Below are 20,950 nucleotides of genomic sequence, written 5' to 3'. Positions count from 1 at the left end.
TTTAATATTCTTTTATCGTCTAGATAAAGCGATATTTATTCTTTTTAAATAATCTCTAACCCATGCACAGTAGGTTCCATAAGCACTCACCAGGAGCTACATCATGAGCCTAAGATTGGGCGACATCGCCCCCGACTTCGAACAGGATTCCAGCGCCGGCAAGATTCGTTTCCATGAGTGGCTGGGCGATAGCTGGGGCGTGCTGTTTTCCCATCCGGCGGACTTCACTCCGGTGTGCACCACCGAGTTGGGCTTTACCGCCAAGCTCAAGGACGAATTCGCCAAGCGCGGCGTCAAGGCTATCGCGCTGTCGGTAGACCCGGTGGACTCGCACCACAAGTGGATTGAAGACATCAACGAAACCCAGAACACGGTCGTTAACTTCCCGATCCTGGCGGATGCCGATCGCAAGGTGTCGGACCTGTACGACCTGATCCACCCGAACGCCAGTGACACCCTCACCGTGCGCTCCTTGTTCGTGATCGACCCGAACAAGAAGGTTCGCCTGACGATTACCTACCCGGCCAGCACTGGCCGCAACTTCCACGAAATCCTGCGGGTTATCGACTCGCTGCAGCTGACCGACAGCCACAAGGTCGCCACGCCCGCCAACTGGCAGGACGGCGATGAAGTGGTGATCGTGCCGTCGCTCAAGGACGAGGAAGAGATCAAGCAACGCTTTCCGAAAGGTTATCGCGCGGTGAAGCCGTATCTGCGGCTTACCCCACAGCCGAATCGCTGAGGCTGAAACCGCTATCGCGGGCAAGCCCGCTCCCACAGGGGAATGCGGTCAACTGTGGGAGCCGGGCTTGCCCGCGATAGCAGACTTCAAATGGACACAGGTTTCAAGTTGTAGACCGTCTCACACAGCAGGGGTTTTCAGGCCGTTTCGACGGCCTTTTTTTTCGTCTGAAGATTTATAAATCCCATATATTTTTAGGGAATAAACAAATGAAAAAATAAGATTTATAGATATATAAATCAGCTGATATGGTCTGTCCATCTTGGCGCCACCGCACACAGCGACCCGCCGACACTTGCTCAAGGAATACCTGCATGTTGGTCGTAACACTTGGAGGCAGTCCCAGCCAGCGTTCCCGCTCCGGGGTCTTGCTGGAAAAAACCCGTCAGTGGCTGCAAGACAAAGGCGTGGAAGTCGTGAGTTATCAGATACGGGACTTCCCGGCCGAAGACTTGCTGCACGCCCGCTTCGACAGCCCCAAAGTTATCGATCTGTTGCAGCAAGTCGCCAACGCCGACGGCCTGGTCATCGCCACGCCGGTGTACAAGGCCTCGTTCTCGGGCGCGCTGAAAACCGTGCTCGATCTGCTGCCTGAGCGCGCCCTGGCTCACAAGATCGTCTTACCGATGGCCACCGGCGGCAGCATCGCCCACATGCTGGCGGTGGACTACGCCTTGAAGCCGGTGTTGTCGGCCCTCAAAGCCCAAGAGTTGCTCCACGGCATCTTTGCCGAAGACAGCCAGATCGCTTACGGCGAAGGCAGTGCCCAGGCGCAACTGGTGCCGGTGCTTGAACAGCGTTTGCACGAGGCCCTGGAGACGCTCTATAGCGCCATGGCCCGTCGCCCAAAACCCCTTGATCCCAATGTGTTGAATGACCGTTTATTGAGTGCTCGCTGGAGCATTTAAGTCTTACCGGATTGTGTAGTACTCACCTTACTCAGCCGCCAACGGCCAAGCAGGTGCAGCCAACCCCCTAATCGCATTTTTTGGAGAGAGCGCCATGCGCACTGTCATCTTGCGTCGTGGTCTGGTCGCACTGTTTGCTGCGGCTGTGTCCTTCGGCGCCATGGTTCAAGCCCACGCCGCCGAAACCCTGCGGATCGGTTATCAGAAGTACGGCACCCTCGTGTTGCTCAAGGCCAAGGGCACCCTGGAAAAACGCCTGGCCGCCCAGGGCGTGCAGGTGCAGTGGACGGAATTCCCCGGTGGCCCGCAACTGCTCGAAGGCCTGAACGTCGGTTCCATCGACTTCGGCGTCACCGGCGAAACCCCGCCGGTATTCGCCCAGGCCGCCGGCGCCGATCTGCTTTATGTCGCCTACGAACCGCCAGCACCGACCAGTGAAGCGATCCTGGTGCCCAAAGACTCGACGATCAAGTCCGTGGCCGAGCTCAAGGGCAAGAAAATCGTGCTCAACAAAGGCTCCAACGTGCACTACCTGCTGGTACGCGCCCTGGAGGATGCCGGCCTGAAATACACCGACGTGCACACCGTGTTCCTGCCGCCCGCCGATGCCCGCGCCGCGTTCGAGCGAGGCAGCGTAGACGCCTGGGTGATCTGGGACCCGTACCAGGCCGCCGCCGAGAAACAACTGCAAGCGCGCACCCTGCGTGACGGCACCGGCATCGCCGACAACCACCAGTTCTACCTGGCCACCAAACCTTACGCCACACAGCACCCGGATGTGATCAAGGCGCTGGTGGAAGAAGTGCGTGCGGTAGGCGAGTGGTCCAAAGCCAACCCGCAGGAAGTCACGGAACAAGTCGCACCGCTGCTCGGCCTGCCCGCTGACATCACCCTGACCTCGGTGAAACGCCAAGGCTACGGCGCATTGTTCCTGACCCCGGAAGTGGTCGCCGCCCAGCAGAAAATCGCCGACAGCTTCTACCAGCTCAAATTGATCCCCAAACCCTTGAGCATCAAGGACGTGATCTGGACGCCACCCGCCGCCGTTGCCAAAGCGCCGTAATTCGACTTCTTCAGGAGACAACTCCATGAGCCTCAATATTTTCTGGTTCCTGCCTACCCACGGCGACGGCCATTACCTGGGTACCGCCGAAGGCGCTCGCGCCGTCGACCATGGTTACCTGCAACAAGTGGCACAGGCGGCCGACCGCCTGGGTTTCGGCGGGGTGTTGATCCCGACCGGCCGCTCCTGCGAAGACTCGTGGCTGGTGGCCGCCTCGCTGATCCCGGTGACCCAGCGTCTGAAATTCCTTGTCGCCCTGCGCCCCGGGATCATTTCCCCGACGGTGGCTGCGCGTCAGGCGGCGACCCTGGACCGCCTGTCCGGTGGCCGTGCGCTGTTTAACCTGGTGACCGGTGGTGATCCGGAAGAGCTGGCCGGCGACGGTTTGTTCCTCAGCCACGAAGAGCGCTATCAGGCCTCCGTGGAATTCACCCGCATCTGGCGTCGCGTGCTGGAAGGTGAAACCGTGGATTACGACGGTGAACACATCAGCGTCAAAGGCGCCAAATTGCTCTACCCGCCGATCCAGCAGCCGCGTCCGCCGCTGTACTTCGGCGGCTCCTCCGAAGCCGCCCAGGACCTGGCCGCTGAACAAGTGGAAATGGTGCTGACCTGGGGCGAGCCTCCGGCCGCTGTCGCTGAAAAAATCGAACAGGTGCGGGCCAAGGCCGCGAAACTTGGGCGCACGGTGCGCTTCGGTATTCGCCTGCATGTGATCGTGCGTGAAACCAACGATGAGGCGTGGAAAGCTGCGGACAAACTGATCTCCCACTTGGACGACGAGACCATCGCCCGTGCCCAGGCCTCCCTCGCGCGCTTCGATTCCGTCGGCCAGCAACGCATGGCGGCCTTACACGGCGGTAACCGTGACAACCTCGAAGTCAGCCCCAACCTGTGGGCCGGTGTCGGCCTGGTACGCGGTGGTGCGGGTACTGCGCTGGTGGGTGATGGCCCAACCGTTGCGGCACGTGTCAATGAATACGCTGCGCTGGGCATCGATACCTTCATCTTCTCCGGTTATCCACACCTGGAAGAGTCGTACCGCGTGGCTGAGCTGTTGTTCCCGCACCTGGACATCGAACGTCCCGAGTTGCCGAAAAGCGCCGGTTACGTCAGCCCGTTCGGCGAGATGGTCGCCAACGACATCCTTCCCAAAGCTGCGTCGCAGAGCTGAGGCGCCGTCATGAACGTTGAAAAATTAAGCCATCGCGTCGCGCCCTGGGTGCTGCCGATCTTGTTGCTGGCGGTGTGGCAGTTGTCGGTGTCGGCGGGTTGGTTGTCGACACGCATTCTGCCGGCGCCGAGTGCGGTGATCGAAGCCGGGGTTAACCTGGTGCGCAGCGGCGAAATCTGGACGCACTTGGCCATCAGCGGCTGGCGTGCCGGCCTGGGCTTTGTGATCGGTGGCAGCATCGGCCTGGCCCTGGGCTTTATCACCGGCCTGTCGAAATGGGGCGAGCGCCTGTTGGACAGCTCCGTGCAGATGATCCGCAACGTGCCACACCTGGCGCTGATTCCGCTGGTGATCCTGTGGTTCGGCATTGACGAGACCGCGAAGATTTTCCTGGTCGCCCTCGGCACGCTGTTCCCGATCTACCTGAACACGTATCACGGCATTCGCAACGTCGACCCGGCGCTGGTGGAAATGGCGCGCAGCTACGGCTTGTCCGGCTTCAGCTTGTTCCGTCAGGTGATCCTGCCGGGCGCATTGCCTTCGATTCTGGTGGGCGTGCGTTTTGCGCTGGGCTTTATGTGGTTGACGCTGATCGTGGCGGAAACCATCTCGGCCAGCTCCGGCATTGGTTACCTGGCGATGAACGCCCGTGAATTCCTGCAAACCGACGTGGTGGTATTGGCCATCGTCATGTACGCCATCCTCGGCAAGCTCGCCGACCTGGCTGCTCGCGGCCTGGAACGTGTGTGGCTGCGCTGGCATCCGGCTTACCAAGTGAATAAAGGAGGTGCGGCATGACCGCTCAACAACCTCCACGCCTGCTCAAGGGTATCCCGCTGGCGGTGCGCAAATTGCGCAAGGCCTTTGGTGCGCGGGAAGTGCTCAAGGACATCGACCTGCACATCCCCGCTGGGCAGTTTGTGGCCGTGGTCGGTCGCAGTGGGTGTGGCAAAAGTACCTTGCTGCGCCTGCTGGCCGGCCTGGACAAAGCCAGCGGCGGCGAACTGTTGGCCGGCTCCGCACCGCTGAGCGAAGCGATTGAGGACACGCGGTTGATGTTCCAGGAAGCGCGCCTGCTGCCGTGGAAAAAGATCATCGACAACGTGGGGCTGGGTCTCAAAGGTAACTGGCGCCCCAAAGCGCTGGATGCGCTGGAGGCGGTCGGCCTGGCCGAGCGTGCGAATGAGTGGCCGGCGGCGTTGTCCGGTGGCCAGAAGCAGCGGGTGGCCTTGGCGCGTGCGCTGATTCACCAACCGCGCCTGCTGCTGCTGGATGAGCCTTTGGGGGCGCTGGACGCCCTGACGCGCATCGAGATGCAGCAACTGATCGAAAACCTGTGGCAGAAGCACGGCTTCACCGTGTTGCTGGTGACCCACGATGTCAGCGAGGCCGTGGCGATTGCCGACCGGGTAATCCTGATCGAAGACGGTGAAGTCGGCCTCGACCTGATTGTCGATCTGCCGCGACCCCGTGCCCGTGGGTCGCATCGCCTGGCAGCGCTGGAAGCCGAAGTGCTTAACCGTGTGCTGTCGCTGCCCGGCACGCCGCCGGAACCCGAACCTGTTTCACCGCTGCCGACGCAATTGCGTTGGGCGCAATAACTCACTTGTCCCTCGAAGGAAGAACACCATGACTATTAAAGCCATCAACGTGCGTAACCAGTTCAAAGGCACTATCAAGGAAATCGTAGAAGGCGACGTGCTGTCGGAAATCGACGTGCAGACGGCGTCCGGTATCGTGACGTCTGTCATCACCACCCGCGCGGTCAAAGAGCTGGAGTTGGTGATTGGCAGCGAAGTGATTGCCTTCGTTAAGTCCACCGAGGTGTCGATCGCCAAGTTGTGATCGGGATTTGCGGTGCTTTTAAGGCCGCTTTCGCGAGCAAGCCCGCTCCCACATTTGACTGTATTCACAGAGCAAAATGTGGGAGCGGGCTTGCCCGCGATGGCGCCTGCCCAGGCAATGCATCAATCAGCCAGTCACCGCCCGCTTTGGCAAGTACGCCGGCAAATAAAGCCCCACATACGCATCAAAAACCCGCATCCCTTCTTCCGCCATGCGCGGCGTAATCTGCCCATGCTGATGCACCGAGCGCGCATAGACGCGGTCGCTCAGTTCCAGCGCCAAGGCGAACACATCCACATCCTCAGGCAGCGTCGGCACTTCGAAGTGGCGGTTGAACACGGCCAGCATCAAATCCCCCAACTCCAGATCATGCTGGCGGTCGGCCTGGGTCACTTCGGTGAGCCCATGCTGAGCCAGGATCAACTGGCGCGCGGCGGCGTCGTGCTCGTAGACCGTGAGCATGCGCTGTTCGACGATGCAGGACAGATCGCGCCAGTGCTTGAGTGCAGCATGCTCGATAGGCGCCTGGATGGCTGCGCGGAATGCCGCATGCACATCGGCGGTCAACGCTTCCAGTAGCGCCGGCACGCTGGCGAAAAAGTGATACACCGACGACGGTGGAATCTGTGCCCGTTCCGCCACGCTGTAGATCGACAAACTGGCCACGCCTTCGGTCGCCAGCAACGTGCGGGCGGCATCAAGGATCGCATCGATCCTGGCCTGGCTGCGGGCGCGGGGTTTGCGAGGGGCGGCAGGGCGGGTGGTCATGGAAGTCTCCTACAAGGCAGCGGGCATTGTATGAGCAGGAACCGGTGTTGTCTGCCAAGGCGCCATCGGGAGCAAGCCCCTCCCACAGTTGACTGAGTTCCAACCTTGAAATGCAGTCAAGTGTGGGAGCGGGCTTGCTCCCGATGAGGCCGACTCGGTCAACCGGAAGAAACCCATAAAAAAACGCCACAGACCAAAGGCCGGAGGCGTTTTTCAGTACAACCACTGCTTACACGGTATGCAGGTACCAGTTGTACTCAAGGTCGGAGATGGAGTGTTCGAACTCTTCCAGCTCACTTTCCTTACAGGCGACGAAGATATCGATGTATTTAGGATCGATGTACTTGGCCATCACCTCGCTGTCGTCCAACTCGCGCAGGGCATCGCGCAGGTTGTTCGGCAGGCTCTGTTCGTTCTGCTCGTAGCTGTTGCCTTCCACTGGAGCGCCAGGCTCGATCTTGTTGGTCAGACCGTGGTGCACGCCTGCCAGGACCGAAGCCATCAGCAGGTAAGGGTTGGCGTCGGCGCCGGCCACGCGGTGTTCGATACGTACGGCATCCGAGGAGCCCGTGGGTACGCGAATCGCCACAGTGCGGTTGTCCAGGCCCCAGCACGGCGAGTTCGGCACGTAGAACTGTGCGCCGAAACGACGGTAGGAGTTGACGTTGGGGCACAGGAACGCCATTTGGGCGGGTAGGGTCTCGAGCACACCGCCGATCGCGTGACGCAATGCGGCGTTCTGCTCGGGATCCTCGCTGGCAAAGATGTTCTTGCCGTCCTTGTCCAGGATCGAAATGTGTACGTGCAAACCATTGCCTGCCTGGCCTGGGTAAGGCTTGGCCATGAAGGTGGTGTCCATCTCATGGTCGTAGGCGATGTTCTTGATCAGGCGCTTGAGCAGTACGGCGTAATCGCAAGCCTTGATCGGGTCGGCCACGTGGTGCAGGTTCACTTCGAACTGCGCCGGGGCACTTTCCTTGACGATGGCGTCAGCCGGGATGCCTTGCTCTTTGGCACCTTCCAGGATGTCCTGGAGGCAGTCGACGTATTCGTCGAGGTCGTCGATCAGGTAGACCTGTGTCGAGTGCGGGCGTTTGCCGGAGATCGGCGAGCGGGGCGGTTGTGGGCGGCCGTTCACGTTCTCCTGGTCGATCAGGTAGAACTCAAGCTCGAAGGCAGCGCAGATGGTCAGACCGAGGTCGTCAAACTTGCTGACAACTTGGCGGAGCACTTCGCGAGGATCGGCGAAGAAAGGTTCACCTTCAAGTTCGTGCATGGTCATCAGCAGTTGCGCGGTTGGGCGCTTTTGCCACGGCTCATTGCACAGGGTGTCAGGGATCGGATAACAGATTCGGTCAGCATCACCGATGTCCAGACCCAGGCCAGTGCTTTCCACTGTCGAGCCATTGATATCCAGGGCAAATAAAGAGGCAGGCAGGTTAATGCCCTTCTCGTAAACCTTGTGGAGGCTGGTGCGTTCGATGCGCTTGCCGCGCACCACACCATTCATATCCGCAATTAGAAGGTCTACGTACAGAACCTCAGGATGATCCTTAAGGAACGCGTTCGCTTCGTTAAGCTGAACGGCACGCGGGGGTACCGACATGATGCAACACCTTTGTTGTTAAAAATATCAATCATTGATCTTTTCTGGTTTCAGTCAACCCGAACGGCTTGCCGAAGTCAAGCGAGGCCTTTTTTGCCCTAAAAAAGCGCCTTGAGGCCTTTTTTGGGGCTTTTTGGGGCGCTTTTTTGGGTTTGAAGGCCTTGGGACTAGCAGGCTTGAGCGGGCCGTGTTGTATTTTTTACGGGGGTGTTGTGTAAAAAAATGAACAAGGCTAAGCTCGATTCAAACCCATAACAGCAATAATACCGGGGTGCTTCATGTCTCGCCTGCCGTTAATCGGCGTCACCGCCTGCTCCAAACAGGTCGGTCTGCATGCTTATCACATCAGTGGCGACAAATACGTCCGTGCAGTGGCCATCGCTGCCAAGGGCTTGCCATTGATCATTCCATCCTTGGGCGACCTGCTCGACCCGGCCAATATTCTTGACGGCCTGGATGGCATTCTATTTACCGGCTCCCCCTCCAATATCGAACCCTTTCTCTACGACGGTCCGGCCAGCGCGCCCGGGACTGCTCATGATTCTGCACGGGACCAGACCACGCTGCCGTTGCTGCGTGCCGCGATTGCAGCAGGCGTGCCGGTGCTGGGCATCTGCCGTGGGTTCCAGGAAATGAACGTGGCGTTGGGTGGCAGCCTGCACCAGAAGGTTCATGAAGTGCCGGGCATGATGGATCACCGCGAAGACGACACCCAGCCGCTGGAGATTCAGTACGGCCCGGCGCACGCCGTGGCGATTGCCCCGCATGGCGTCCTGGCAAGCCTGGGGTTGCCGCAGACCATTCAGGTCAACTCGATTCACGGCCAGGGCGTTGATCGCCTGGCGCCGGGGCTGCAGGTCGAAGCCACTGCGCCGGATGGGTTGATCGAAGCTTTTTCTTACACCGCGGGCAAGGCTTTTGCTTTAGGAGTGCAATGGCACCCCGAATGGCAGGTAAGCTCTAACCCGCACTATCTCGCGATCTTCCAGGCCTTTGGCTCGGCCTGTCGAACGCGGGCGATGCAACGCGACGCGGATGCTGCGTCAAACAACGCCTGACCTTTAATGGATGTCAGGAAACACAGCCCAGAGGCATTTATGAGTAACAACCTCGACCAGCTCACCGATTGGTTGAAAGACCACAAGATCACAGAAGTCGAATGCATGATTGGCGACCTCACCGGCATCACCCGGGGCAAGATCTCGCCGACCAACAAGTTCATCGCCGAAAAAGGCATGCGCCTGCCCGAGAGCGTTCTGTTGCAGACCGTGACCGGCGACTATGTCGAAGACGACATCTATTACGAATTGCTCGACCCGGCCGACATCGACATGATCTGCCGTCCCGACCAGAACGCCGTATTCCTGGTGCCCTGGGCCATCGAGCCTACCGCCCAGGTGATTCACGACACCTACGACAAGCAAGGCAACCCGATCGAGCTGTCGCCGCGCAATGTGCTCAAGAAAGTCCTCCAGCTCTACGCCAACCGAGGCTGGCAGCCGATCGTGGCGCCGGAAATGGAGTTCTACCTGACCAAACGCTGCGAAGACCCGGACTTCCCGCTGCAACCGCCGATCGGCCGTTCCGGGCGCCCGGAGACCGGTCGCCAGTCCTTCTCTATAGAAGCGGCCAACGAGTTCGACCCGTTGTTCGAAGACGTCTACGACTGGTGTGAACTCCAGGAGCTTGACCTCGACACCCTGATCCACGAGGACGGCACCGCGCAGATGGAAATCAACTTCCGTCATGGCGATGCGCTGTCCCTGGCCGACCAGATCCTGGTGTTCAAGCGCACCATGCGTGAGGCCGCGCTCAAGCACAACGTAGCCGCCACCTTCATGGCCAAGCCCATGACCGGCGAGCCCGGCAGCGCGATGCACTTGCACCAGAGCATCATCGACATCGCCACCGGCAAGAACGTCTTCTCTAATGAAGACGGGACCATGAGCCAGCTGTTCCTCAATCACATTGGCGGCCTGCAGAAATTCATCCCTGAATTGCTGCCGCTGTTTGCGCCGAACGTGAACTCGTTCCGCCGCTTCCTGCCCGACACCTCGGCGCCGGTGAACGTGGAGTGGGGCGAAGAAAACCGCACCGTCGGCCTGCGCGTACCGGATGCCGGCCCGCAGAACCGTCGCGTGGAAAACCGCCTGCCGGGCGCCGACGCCAATCCGTACCTGGCGATTGCCGCCAGCTTGCTGTGCGGCTACATCGGTATGGTCGAAGGCCATAACCCGAGCGCGCCGGTGGTGGGCCGAGGTTACGAGCGCCGCAACCTGCGCCTGCCGTTGACCATCGAAGACGCCCTGGAGCGTATGGAAAACAGCAAGACCATCGAAAAATATTTGGGTCAAAAATTCATCACAGGCTACGTCGCGGTCAAGCGGGCCGAGCATGAAAACTTCAAGCGCGTGATCAGTTCGTGGGAGCGGGAATTCCTGCTCTTCGCCGTCTGATGCGTCGGGCGCGCCTTGGGATTGGCGCGCCCACACCTGAAAAGTCTAGGAGATTGGTATGTCCAGCAACAACCCGCAAACCCGTGAATGGCAAGCCTTGAGCAATGATCACCACCTGGCGCCGTTCAGCGACTTCAAGCAATTGAAAGTGAAAGGCCCACGGATTATCACCAAAGCCCACGGCGTTTACCTGTGGGACAGCGAAGGCAACAAGATCCTCGACGGCATGGCCGGCCTGTGGTGCGTGGCGATCGGTTACGGTCGCGACGAACTGGCTGACGCCGCCGCCAAGCAGATGAAAGAGCTGCCGTACTACAACCTGTTCTTCCAGACCGCTCACCCACCGGTGCTGGAACTGGCCAAGGTGATTTCCGAGATCGCACCGGCCGGCATGAACCACGTGTTCTTCACCGGCTCAGGCTCGGAAGGCAACGACACCATGTTGCGCATGGTCCGCCACTACTGGGCGATCAAGGGCCAGCCGAACAAGAAGATCATCATCAGCCGCAAGAATGGCTATCACGGCTCCACCGTGGCCGGCGCCAGCCTGGGCGGCATGACGTACATGCATGAACAGGGCGACTTGCCGATCCCGGGCATCACCCACATTGCTCAGCCGTACTGGTATGGCGAAGGCGGCGACATGAGCCCGGAAGAGTTCGGGGTATGGGCCGCCAACCAGCTGGAAGAGAAGATCCTGGAACTGGGCGTGGACAACGTCGGTGCCTTTATTGCCGAGCCGATCCAGGGTGCCGGTGGCGTGATCGTGCCGCCAGAGACCTACTGGCCGCGCATCAAGGAAATCCTCGCCAAGTACGACATCCTGTTCGTCGCCGATGAAGTGATCTGCGGTTTCGGCCGTACCGGTGAATGGTTCGGCAGCGACTTCTACGGCCTCAAGCCACACATGATGACCATCGCCAAGGGCCTGACCTCGGGTTACATCCCTATGGGTGGCCTGATCGTGCACGACGACGTGGTTGCCGTGCTCAATGAAGGCGGTGATTTCAACCACGGCTTCACCTATTCCGGTCACCCGGTGGCGGCAGCGGTAGCCCTGGAAAACATCCGGATTCTGCGCGATGAAAAAATCGTTAACCGTGTGCACGAAGAAACGGCACCGTATTTGCAGAAACGTCTGAGGGAACTGGCTGATCACCCGTTGGTGGGTGAAGTTCGCGGTGTCGGCATGCTCGGGGCGATTGAGCTGGTGCAGGACAAGGCCACGCGCAAACGTTACGAAGGCCGTGGTGTGGGCATGATCTGCCGCACGTTCTGCTTCGAGAATGGCCTGATCATGCGCGCCGTGGGCGACACTATGATCATTTCGCCTCCGCTGGTGATCAGCAAGGCGGAAATCGACGAGCTGGTGACCAAGGCTCGCCAGTGCCTGGACCTGACTTTGGCGGCATTGCAAGGCTAAGTGCTAGGCTCAGTGCGCTGCGGCTTCGGGCGCTGCGTCTGGGCAGTTACAAAAACGCAGTAATAAAGGGGGCTTTGGTTGAAAGCCGGCCCCTGAACTTGCCAGACTGTCGCCGTGTTTTGTTGCCCTTTGGAAGGGTCGTGAGACGACTAAAGAACGTGGCCCAAAAAAGAAAAAATTGGAGCATCACCAAATGAAGGCATTAGGTTTGAAGAACGCTGGCAAGACCCTCCTCGCGTTGTCCCTGATGGGCGCAATGGCGGGCGCGGCCCAGGCAGACGATAAAGTGCTGCACGTCTACAACTGGTCCGACTACATTGCACCGGACACCATCGCCAACTTTGAAAAAGAGTCGGGCATTAAAGTGGTGTACGACGTTTTCGACAGCAACGAGACCCTGGAAGCCAAGTTGCTGGCAGGCAAGTCCGGTTACGACATCGTCGTTCCGTCGAACAACTTCCTCGCCAAGCAGATCAAGGCCGGTGTCTATCAGGAGCTGGACAAGTCCAAGCTGTCCAACTACGCCAACCTGAACAAATCCCTGCTTAAAGCCGTGTCGGTCAGCGACCCGGACAACAAGCACGCTTTCCCGTACATGTGGGGCTCGATCGGCATCGGTTACAACCCGGAGAAGGTCAAGGCTGCGCTGGGCGTGGACAAGATCGACTCGTGGGACGTGCTGATGAAGCCGGAAAACATCGCCAAGCTGAAAAGCTGCGGCGTGAGCTTCCTCGACTCGCCAACCGAAATGCTGCCGGTGGCGCTGCATTACCTGGGCCTGCCGACCGACACCCAGAAAAAAGCTGACCTCAAGCAAGCCGAGGACCTGTTCCTCAAGCTGCGCCCATCGATCGGCTATTTCCACTCGTCCAAGTACATCTCGGACCTGGCCAACGGCAACATCTGCGTGGCCGTGGGCTACTCCGGGGACATCCAGCAAGCCAAGTCCCGCGCGGCTGAAGCCGGTGGCAAGGTCAAGGTTGCCTACGACATTCCGAAAGAAGGCGCCGGTAGCTTCTATGACATGGTCGCCATCCCTAAAGATGCCGAAAACGTCGATGCTGCCTACAAGTTCATGAACTACCTGCTCAAGCCGGAAGTCATGGCCGCTATCACCAACAGCGTCCGCTTCCCGAACGGTAACGAGAAAGCCACCGCACTGGTCGACAAAGACATCACCAGCGACCCGGGCATTTACCCGCCAGCGGATGTGCAGGCCAAGCTCTACGCCATTGCTGACTTGCCGGCTGCGACTCAGCGTGAAATGACGCGCAGCTGGACCAAAATCAAATCGGGCAAATAAGCCTTTGAACCGTGGGGGCGGCGAACCGCCGCTCCCACAAATTAAATGACAGAAAGCTTTGCCGGATCGGTTTATCGAGGGTAAGTTGCGCGCCGGTTTTGTTGCCGGGCAACAACTTCGGGCCCAACTATTTAAGAGGACCTCCACTTGCCAATTTCTTTATTTCGCAAAGCCTTGCTGGTGGGTGCAGGTATCACGCTGGCTGTCAGCGTGCAGGCCGCGCCGACGGTGCATATTTATAACTGGTCGGACTACATCGGCGCCGACACCCTGGCCAACTTTGAAAAGGCCAGCGGCATCAAGCCGGTGTATGACGTGTTTGATTCCAACGAAACCCTGGAAGGCAAGTTGCTCGCCGGGCGTACCGGTTATGACGTGGTCGTGCCGTCCAACCACTTCCTCGGCAAGCAAATCAAAGCCGGGGCGTTTCAGAAGCTCGACAAGTCGTTGCTGACTAACTATTCCAATCTGGACCCGGCGCTGCTCAAGCGTCTGGAAAAGAACGACCCGGGTAACCAATACGCCGTGCCGTATCTGTGGGGCACCAACGGCATTGGTTACAACGTCGAAAAAGTCAAAGAAGTGCTGGGCGTCGACCATATCGATTCCTGGGCCGTGCTGTTCGAGCCGGAAAACATGAAGAAGCTGGCCACTTGCGGGGTCTCGTTCATGGACTCGGCGGATGAAATGCTGCCGGCGGTGCTCAACTACATGGGCCTGAACCCTAACAGTACCAACCCTGAAGACTACAAGAAGGCCGAAGAGAAGCTGCTCAAAGTGCGGCCCTACGTGACCTATTTCCATTCTTCCAAATACATCTCTGACCTGGCCAACGGCAACATCTGCGTGGCGGCAGGTTTCTCCGGTGATGTGTTCCAGGCCAAGGCTCGCGCAAGCGAGGCAGGCAAAGGCGTGAACATCGCCTACGCGATTCCGAAAGAAGGCGGCAACCTCTGGTTTGACGTGCTGGCGATCCCCAAGGATGCGACCAACGTCAAAGAGGCTCACGCCTTCATCAACTATTTACTGCAACCTGAGGTGATCGCTCAGGTCAGTGATTACGTCGGTTACGCCAACCCTAACCCCGGGGCGGACAAACTGATGAAGCAATCGATACGCACTGACGCAGCGGTTTACCCACCGCAGGCGGTTCTCGACCGGACGTTCGTCAACTTCGAGCTACCCCCGAAAGTGCAGCGTTTAATGACCCGTAGCTGGACCAAGGTCAAAACGGGCAAGTAAGGCTTAAAGCTCAAACTATCCAAGGTTTCGCCCGTATTGGGCGAACCTCAAATTTTGTTGGGAGTTTCGTAAATGGCAGTTGCCTCCGGCGCCTATAAGAAAGCCCTCGAGGGCGACCAGACACCGAAAAAGGTGCTGGTCAAAATCGACCGGGTCACGAAGAAGTTCGACGAGACGATCGCCGTGGACGATGTGTCCCTGGAAATCAAGAAAGGCGAGATCTTCGCCTTGCTCGGCGGATCGGGTTCGGGCAAATCCACCTTGCTGCGCATGCTCGCAGGCTTCGAGCGCCCAACGGAAGGTCGCATTTACCTCGATGGTGTGGACATCACCGATATGCCGCCCTACGAGCGGCCGATCAACATGATGTTCCAGTCCTACGCCTTGTTCCCGCACATGACCGTGGCGCAGAACATTGCGTTCGGCCTGCAACAGGACAAGATCCCCAAGGCTGAAGTCGACGCCCGCGTGGCCGAGATGCTCAAGCTGGTGCAGATGAGCCAGTACGCCAAGCGCAAGCCGCACCAGTTGTCCGGTGGCCAGCGTCAGCGTGTGGCCTTGGCGCGTTCCCTGGCCAAGCGCCCGAAACTGCTGCTGCTCGACGAGCCGATGGGCGCACTCGACAAGAAGCTGCGTTCGCAGATGCAACTGGAACTGGTAGAGATCATCGAGCGCGTGGGCGTGACCTGCGTGATGGTGACACACGACCAGGAAGAGGCCATGACCATGGCCGAGCGCATCGCGATCATGCACCTGGGCTGGATCGCCCAGATCGGCAGCCCGATCGACATCTACGAAACGCCTACCAGCCGTCTGGTGTGCGAGTTCATCGGCAACGTGAACATTTTCGACACCCAGGTGGTGGATGACGCGGAAGGCCACGCGGTGCTCAAGTGCCCGGACCTGGACCGTGACATCTACGTGGGCTATGGCATCGCCACCTCGGTGGAAGACAAGTCGGTGACCTACGCCATCCGCCCGGAAAAGCTGTTGGTTACCACCGAAATGCCGACCTGCGAGCACAACTGGTCCAGCGGCAAGGTGCATGACATCGCCTACTTGGGCGGCCACTCGGTGTTCTACGTGGAACTGCCGAGCGGCAAGCTGGTGCAGTCCTTCGTCGCCAATGCCGAACGCCGTGGCCAGCGCCCAACCTGGGGTGACCAGGTGTACGTGTGGTGGGAAGACGACAGCGGCGTGGTACTTCGCTCATGAACATGAAGAAGTTCAAACGCCAGCTGCAACGAATAACACCCGGTGGCCGGCATGTGGTCATCGGGATCCCTTTCCTCTGGCTGTTCCTGTTTTTCGCACTGCCGTTCTTCATCGTCTTGAAGATCAGCTTTGCCGAAGCCGACGTGGCGATCCCGCCTTACACCGAGATCTACACCTTCGTTGAGCAAAAGCTGCAATTGGTGCTCAACCTGGGCAACTACGCGATGCTCGGCGACGACGAGTTGTACATCGCCGCGTACCTGGGCTCGCTGAAGATGGCGTTTTTCAGCACGATTCTGTGCCTGTTGATCGGCTACCCGATGGCCTATGCCATTGCCAGCGCGCGTAAAGAAATGCAGACCGTGCTGGTGCTGCTGATCATGATGCCGACCTGGACCGCGATCCTGATCCGCGTGTATGCGTGGATGGGCATCCTCAGCAACAACGGGTTGCTCAATAGCTTCCTGATGTCCATCGGCTTGATCAATGAGCCGCTGCAGATCCTCAACACCAACATCGCGGTGTACATCGGCGTGGTCTATTCGTACCTGCCGTTCATGATCCTGCCGCTGTACGCCAACCTGGTCAAACACGACCAGAGCCTGCTGGAAGCCGCGTCCGACCTGGGCTCGAGCACCTTCAACAGCTTCTGGAAAATCACTGTGCCGCTGTCCAAGAACGGCATCATCGCCGGCTGCATGCTGGTCTTCATTCCGGTAGTGGGCGAGTTCGTGATCCCGGAACTGCTCGGCGGTCCGGAAACCCTGATGATCGGTAAAGTGTTGTGGCAAGAATTCTTCAACAACCGTGACTGGCCTGTGGCCTCTGCCCTGGCGGTGGTGATGCTGGCGATCCTGATCGTGCCGATCATCCTGTTCAACCGCAGCCAAGCCAAAGAGATGGAGGGCAAGATATGAAGCGCGTCAGTTTCTCAAGCTTCATGCTGGTAGCGGGGTTGTTGTTCATCTACCTGCCGATGCTGATCCTGGTGATCTACTCGTTCAACGAATCCAAACTGGTGACGGTGTGGGGCGGTTGGTCGATCAAGTGGTACGTGGGCCTGCTGGACAACACCCAGTTGATGGGCTCGGTGGCGCGCTCCCTGGAAATCGCCTGCTACACGGCGGTGGCTGCGGTGGCGCTGGGTACGCTGGCAGCTTTCGTGCTGACGCGCATCAGCCAGTTCAAGGGCCGCACGCTGTTCGGCGGCCTGGTGACGGCGCCGTTGGTGATGCCCGAAGTGATCACCGGTCTGTCGCTGTTGCTGCTGTTCGTGGCCATGGCGCAGATGATCGGCTGGCCCCAGGAACGTGGCATCGTCACCATCTGGATCGCCCACACCACGTTCTGTGCCGCGTATGTGGCAGTGGTGGTGTCGGCGCGCTTGCGTGAGCTGGACCTGTCGATTGAAGAAGCGGCAATGGACCTGGGCGCGCGGCCGTGGAAGGTGTTCTTCCTGATCACTATCCCGATGATCGCGCCGTCGTTGGCGGCGGGCGGCATGATGTCGTTCGCGCTGTCCCTGGATGACCTGGTACTTGCCAGCTTCGTGTCGGGCCCGGGTTCAACCACCTTGCCGATGGAAGTGTTCTCGGCGGTACGTCTTGGGGTTAAACCCGAGATCAACGCCGTGGCCAGCCTGATTCTGCTGGCGGTGTCGCTGGTGACCTTCCTGGTGTGGTTCTTCAGCCGCCGTGCGGAAGAGATGCGCAAGAAGGCGATTCAACAAGCCATCGAAGAAGCGGCGGCGGATGGCTGGCAGCAGCCGGACAAGCGCCGGGCGCCTGCACCGGTCTAACTGCCGGAGTGGGTTAAAAATGTGGGAGCTGGCTTGCCTGCGATGGCGGTGTGTCAGTCGACAGATAAGTCGATTGACATGGCCTCATCGCAGGCAAGCCAGCTCCCACAGTCGTTTTGCAGTGTTTGTAAAATTGGGTTTCAGGCAGCCCACGGCGACTTGCGAATCACCTCCACAAAATTCATCGGCTGGAACCTCGGCTCCTGATCCACCAGCACGTCGGTCTTCACGTTGCCAAACGTGGTCTGCGGGCGATGGCGCAAGCCGTCGGCAAACGCGCAGATGATGCACTCCTTGAATCCTTCACCGCGTGGGTGTGCATGCACCACGGCTTCGCGCTGCTCGTGGGTAAACGCGGCGTAGTCCATGCCCAGCACGTCCATCTCGACACCAGCAGTTACCAGCGCCACGGTCGGGCGCAGATGCTGCGGCACGCCCGGCGTGGTGTGCAGGGCGATGGACAGCCACACTTGCTCGATGTCGTCATCGCTCAGGCCGTAAGGCTTGAGGAAGTCGGCGGCGGCGTTGGCGCCGTCCACTTCGAAACGCTCGTTGTCGCTGCGGTGGCCTTGCACCAGGCCCAGATCATGGAACATTGCGCCGACGTAAAGCAGCTCCGGGTTGTAGGCCAGTTGCTTGCGTTCACCGCTCAAGGCACCGAACAGGAACACCCGTCGGGAGTGGTGGTAGAGCAGGTCGGACTCGACGTCGCGGATGTATTCGGTGGTGGCCTTGGCCAGGGCGCTGTCCGGGATCTGGATGCCGGCGATGGGGGTACTCATGGTCGTTCTCCTCAACAAAGCGCCGGGGGGTGGCGCCGATGAGTCCAGTCTGGTCGCGCGCCCGCGACGGGGCCATCGCAGCGAGGGTGCGATCCCGGCCAATGTGCCGCCACATCGTGCCATGGATGTACTCGGGCAAATGTGGGAGCTGGCTTGCCTGCGATAGCATCACCTCGGTATACCTGATACACCGCAGTGTCTGCATCGCAGGCAAGCCAGCTCCCACAGGGTTTCGTGTTCGCCAGATATAAGGTTTCGCCATGCATAGAACCATCGCCATCCTGATCTTCCCCGGCGTCCAGTCACTGGACGTGACCGGCCCCATGGATGTGTTCTGCGAGGCCAACCGTTTTCTACCGACCGAAGACCACTACCAGCTTGAAGTGATCGGCCTGGGCCACGGCACGATGGCCGCTTCCAACGGTTTGTCGTTGCAGGCCCACCGGCATTACAGCGAAGCCTTGAGCGCCTACGATCTGTTGCTGGTCGCCGGAGGCCCGCAATTGCCCTTCGAAGATTTCGGTGCCCCGTTTGATGATTGGCTGCGCGGTGCAGCCGAAAGAGCCCAACGCTTCGGTTCGATCTGCAACGGCGCTTTCATGCTGGCGCGCGCCGGCTTACTCGATGGAAAAACCGTCACCACTCATTGGAACGATGCCGCTGATCTGGCGCGTCTGTGCCCCTCGGCCCAGGTAGATGCTGACCGCCTCTACGTGCAGGACGGCAACCTCTACACCTCGGCCGGGGTGACGGCAGGTATCGATTTGTCGCTGTACCTCCTGGCCCAGGACCATGGCCCGGAAGTAGCGTTGAGCGTGGCCAAGCGCCTGGTGGTATTCACCCAGCGTTCGGGCGGGCAGTCACAGTTCAGCCCGTTCCTCACACCTCATGCAGAGTCCACCTCGGCGGTGGCGTTGGTGCAGTTGTATGTGCTGGCGAATCTGACCGGGGATTTGACCATTGCCGACCTGGCCAAGGCGGCCAATATGAGCGCGCGCAATTTCTCCCGGGTGTTTGCCCGTGAAGCACGCATAACCCCGGCGGAGTTTGTCGAGCGGGCGCGGGTGGATGCGGCGCGGGTGATGCTCGAAAGCAGCCCTGCGCCGCTCAAGACCGTGGCCTATCAATGCGGGTTTCGCGATGCCCAGCACATGCGCAGTGTCTTCAACCGCCGGCTGGGCGTAACGCCGCAACAATTCAGGCTCAACTTTGCGGCACCGGTTTGAGTGTGTCGTAGGCTTCCAGGGCGCGCAGTGAGTAGATATATGCCGCGCCCGCGTTCAGGGAAATTGCGGTGGCCAGGGTCGCGGCCACTTCTTCGCGGGTCGCGCCGGCTTTGATCGCCGCATCCGCATGCACGCCGATGCAGCCGTCACAGCGCGTGGTGATGGCCACGGCGATGGAAATCAGCTCACGGGTCTTGGCGTCGAGCACGTTGTTTTCCTCGGCAGCCTCGCCCAACGCCATGTACGCTTTGACCATCTTCGGGTTGCTCTTGCCCAGCGCGCCAAAGGCTTTCTTTACGGTAGGCAGCAAGTCGGACCAGTTATTGAACATTGCGGTAACTCCTGAACAGGTTGGGTGTGAAGCTAGTCTGTGCTGTTCGGGGTTGGGGGCATTGTTCAATCCGCTCATCTTTTTGACCGATGTTCGCAAATGAATTCGATCGACACCCTTATCACGCTGGCCAACCTGCGCGGCAGCCTGGATTTGCGTTGCCAGTTCCAGGGCGACTGGGCGCTGGATCACGCGCCGGAGAATTTGGGCGTGGCGCCGTATCACATTGTGCTCAGCGGCACCTGCCGCGCCGAGTTGACGGGCGGGCAGCACGTAACGCTGGGGGAGGGCGATATCCTGCTGATGCCCGGTGGCGCCACCCATTTGTTGCGCAGTCCAGGTTCACGCATTCAGCCGATGCCTCCGACGGTGATTGAGGGCGGTTTACTTCCGGTCCATCGCCTGGGTGGCGAACGGGTGGACTTGGACATGCTCTGCGGCAGCTTTCACTACAACCGGCAGTCGTTGTTGTTTGCCGCGTTGCCGGAGTATCTGGTGGTGTCCAGTCGGCAGTGGCAGGGCGATGGGCAATTGGCTGCGTTGATTGCTTTGTTGCGCAGCGAAGCGGATGGGCAGCAACTGGGCGCCCGCTCGTTTATCGATGCACTGTCGTCGGCCTTGTTCACCCTGATCCTGCGCACCTGGCTGACCCTTCAGGCGCCGGTGGCCGGCACCTTCGCCTTGCTCGCCGACAAGCGCCTGAGCAAGGCCTGGCAGGCGATGCTGGCCGAGCCCGGCCATGAGTGGACCATCGACAACCTGGCCTTGGTTGCGACGATGTCGCGAGCGACCTTCATGCGTGCCTTTGTGAAGGTGGCGGGTGTATCCCCGTGGGTGCTGCTGACCCAGTTGCGTATGGAGTTGGCGTTCAATCTGCTGCGCCAGTCACGCCTGAGCCTGATGGATATCGCCGCCCAGGTGGGTTACCAGTCGCAGGCTGCGTTCAGCAAGAAGTTCAAGGAAACCTACGGCGAGGCGCCGGGGCGGATGCGGGCTCGTTAGTCGCTACAACACAAAGCAAATGTGGGAGCGGGCTTGCTCGCGAATGCGGTGTGCCAGTCGATACAT

Annotated in this window: 21 protein-coding genes; 17 read left to right on the top strand and 4 right to left on the bottom strand. The window is 59.7% G+C overall.

Annotated features, from left to right (window positions below; genetic code table 11):
• The first annotated feature begins 103 nt into the window (after positions 1–103).
• The 7 genes from ACI77D_RS07990 to ACI77D_RS07960 all read left to right on the top strand — a co-directional run bounded on the left by ACI77D_RS07990 (position 104) and on the right by ACI77D_RS07960 (position 5,732).
• The gene (locus tag ACI77D_RS07990) at positions 104–742 is read left to right on the top strand and encodes a peroxiredoxin (protein ID WP_064454622.1); all 639 of its coding nucleotides are present in this window, start codon (positions 104–106) and stop codon (positions 740–742) included.
• Between the two features lie 314 nt (positions 743–1,056).
• Positions 1,057–1,650, top strand: a complete 594-nt coding sequence (gene ssuE / locus ACI77D_RS07985) for an NADPH-dependent FMN reductase (RefSeq protein ID WP_053258559.1) — start codon at positions 1,057–1,059, stop codon at positions 1,648–1,650.
• A gap of 94 nt (positions 1,651–1,744) precedes the next feature.
• The gene (locus ACI77D_RS07980) at positions 1,745–2,713 is read left to right on the top strand and encodes a sulfonate ABC transporter substrate-binding protein (RefSeq protein WP_064454621.1); all 969 of its coding nucleotides are present in this window, start codon (positions 1,745–1,747) and stop codon (positions 2,711–2,713) included.
• Positions 2,714–2,738: 25 nt separating this feature from the next.
• Positions 2,739–3,887 (top strand): FMNH2-dependent alkanesulfonate monooxygenase, encoded by a 1,149-nt coding sequence (ssuD, locus tag ACI77D_RS07975; RefSeq protein ID WP_064454620.1) that lies wholly within the window; start codon positions 2,739–2,741, stop codon positions 3,885–3,887.
• Between the two features lie 9 nt (positions 3,888–3,896).
• Positions 3,897–4,685, top strand: coding sequence for an aliphatic sulfonate ABC transporter permease SsuC (ssuC, locus tag ACI77D_RS07970; RefSeq protein WP_064454619.1), 789 nt, complete (start codon positions 3,897–3,899; stop codon positions 4,683–4,685).
• On the top strand, positions 4,682–5,488 hold the full coding sequence (gene ssuB / locus ACI77D_RS07965) for an aliphatic sulfonates ABC transporter ATP-binding protein (RefSeq protein WP_064454618.1): 807 nt from the start codon (positions 4,682–4,684) through the stop codon (positions 5,486–5,488). Before ssuC ends, ssuB begins: the two co-directional genes overlap by 4 nt.
• Positions 5,489–5,516: 28 nt before the next feature.
• Positions 5,517–5,732: a molybdopterin-binding protein gene (locus tag ACI77D_RS07960; protein ID WP_407016357.1), complete on the top strand. Its 216-nt coding sequence runs from the start codon at positions 5,517–5,519 to the stop codon at positions 5,730–5,732.
• A 126-nt stretch (positions 5,733–5,858) separates the two neighbouring features.
• Here ACI77D_RS07960 and ACI77D_RS07955 read toward each other — a convergent pair whose 3' ends face one another.
• On the bottom strand, positions 5,859–6,500 hold the full coding sequence (locus ACI77D_RS07955) for a TetR/AcrR family transcriptional regulator (protein WP_221295864.1): 642 nt from the start codon (positions 6,498–6,500) through the stop codon (positions 5,859–5,861).
• 229 nt (positions 6,501–6,729) lie between these two features.
• Positions 6,730–8,106: a glutamine synthetase family protein gene (locus tag ACI77D_RS07950; protein WP_003213894.1), complete on the bottom strand. Its 1,377-nt coding sequence runs from the start codon at positions 8,104–8,106 to the stop codon at positions 6,730–6,732.
• 278 nt (positions 8,107–8,384) lie between these two features.
• On the opposite strand from ACI77D_RS07950, the gene ACI77D_RS07945 reads away from it, so the two are divergent.
• From ACI77D_RS07945 to ACI77D_RS07910, 8 genes are all read left to right on the top strand, one after another.
• Positions 8,385–9,164, top strand: coding sequence for a gamma-glutamyl-gamma-aminobutyrate hydrolase family protein (locus tag ACI77D_RS07945; protein WP_064454616.1), 780 nt, complete (start codon positions 8,385–8,387; stop codon positions 9,162–9,164).
• Positions 9,165–9,203: 39 nt separating this feature from the next.
• A complete protein-coding gene (locus ACI77D_RS07940; RefSeq protein WP_064454615.1) occupies positions 9,204–10,562 on the top strand; it encodes a glutamine synthetase family protein in 1,359 nt (452 codons plus the stop codon).
• Positions 10,563–10,620: 58 nt separating this feature from the next.
• Positions 10,621–11,985 carry an aspartate aminotransferase family protein gene (locus tag ACI77D_RS07935; protein ID WP_064454614.1) on the top strand — a complete coding sequence of 455 codons (1,365 nt, stop codon included), beginning with the start codon at positions 10,621–10,623 and terminating at the stop codon, positions 11,983–11,985.
• A gap of 208 nt (positions 11,986–12,193) precedes the next feature.
• Positions 12,194–13,288 (top strand): polyamine ABC transporter substrate-binding protein, encoded by a 1,095-nt coding sequence (locus ACI77D_RS07930; protein ID WP_053258811.1) that lies wholly within the window; start codon positions 12,194–12,196, stop codon positions 13,286–13,288.
• A 147-nt stretch (positions 13,289–13,435) separates the two neighbouring features.
• Positions 13,436–14,530, top strand: a complete 1,095-nt coding sequence (locus ACI77D_RS07925) for a polyamine ABC transporter substrate-binding protein (RefSeq protein ID WP_064454613.1) — start codon at positions 13,436–13,438, stop codon at positions 14,528–14,530.
• 72 nt (positions 14,531–14,602) lie between these two features.
• A complete protein-coding gene (locus ACI77D_RS07920) occupies positions 14,603–15,745 on the top strand; it encodes an ABC transporter ATP-binding protein (protein WP_003195240.1) in 1,143 nt (380 codons plus the stop codon).
• Positions 15,742–16,662: an ABC transporter permease subunit gene (locus ACI77D_RS07915; protein WP_064454612.1), complete on the top strand. Its 921-nt coding sequence runs from the start codon at positions 15,742–15,744 to the stop codon at positions 16,660–16,662. Before ACI77D_RS07920 ends, ACI77D_RS07915 begins: the two co-directional genes overlap by 4 nt.
• On the top strand, positions 16,659–17,543 hold the full coding sequence (locus ACI77D_RS07910; protein ID WP_015886412.1) for an ABC transporter permease subunit: 885 nt from the start codon (positions 16,659–16,661) through the stop codon (positions 17,541–17,543). Before ACI77D_RS07915 ends, ACI77D_RS07910 begins: the two co-directional genes overlap by 4 nt.
• Before the next feature lie 140 nt (positions 17,544–17,683).
• Here the strand turns inward: ACI77D_RS07910 and ACI77D_RS07905 are convergent, their stop codons facing one another.
• Positions 17,684–18,325, bottom strand: coding sequence for an HD domain-containing protein (locus tag ACI77D_RS07905; protein ID WP_407016356.1), 642 nt, complete (start codon positions 18,323–18,325; stop codon positions 17,684–17,686).
• A 260-nt stretch (positions 18,326–18,585) separates the two neighbouring features.
• On the opposite strand from ACI77D_RS07905, the gene ACI77D_RS07900 reads away from it, so the two are divergent.
• Entirely contained in the window at positions 18,586–19,551 is a 966-nt protein-coding gene (locus ACI77D_RS07900; protein WP_064454610.1) for a GlxA family transcriptional regulator, read from the top strand.
• Here the strand turns inward: ACI77D_RS07900 and ACI77D_RS07895 are convergent.
• The gene (locus ACI77D_RS07895; protein ID WP_034110071.1) at positions 19,529–19,882 is read right to left on the bottom strand and encodes a carboxymuconolactone decarboxylase family protein; all 354 of its coding nucleotides are present in this window, start codon (positions 19,880–19,882) and stop codon (positions 19,529–19,531) included. The two genes, ACI77D_RS07900 and ACI77D_RS07895, sit on opposite strands and share 23 nt — an antisense overlap.
• A 99-nt stretch (positions 19,883–19,981) precedes the next feature.
• On the opposite strand from ACI77D_RS07895, the gene ACI77D_RS07890 reads away from it, so the two are divergent.
• Complete coding sequence (locus ACI77D_RS07890; protein ID WP_407016355.1) at positions 19,982–20,884, top strand: AraC family transcriptional regulator; 903 nt, start codon at positions 19,982–19,984, stop codon at positions 20,882–20,884.
• Positions 20,885–20,950: the final 66 nt, after the last annotated feature.

It is taken from the genome of Pseudomonas sp. O39, from assembly GCF_045447295.1.
Classification (GTDB): Bacteria; Pseudomonadota; Gammaproteobacteria; order Pseudomonadales; family Pseudomonadaceae; genus Aquipseudomonas; species Aquipseudomonas antarctica_A.
This window is presented reverse-complemented; position numbering and strand designations above follow the sequence as displayed.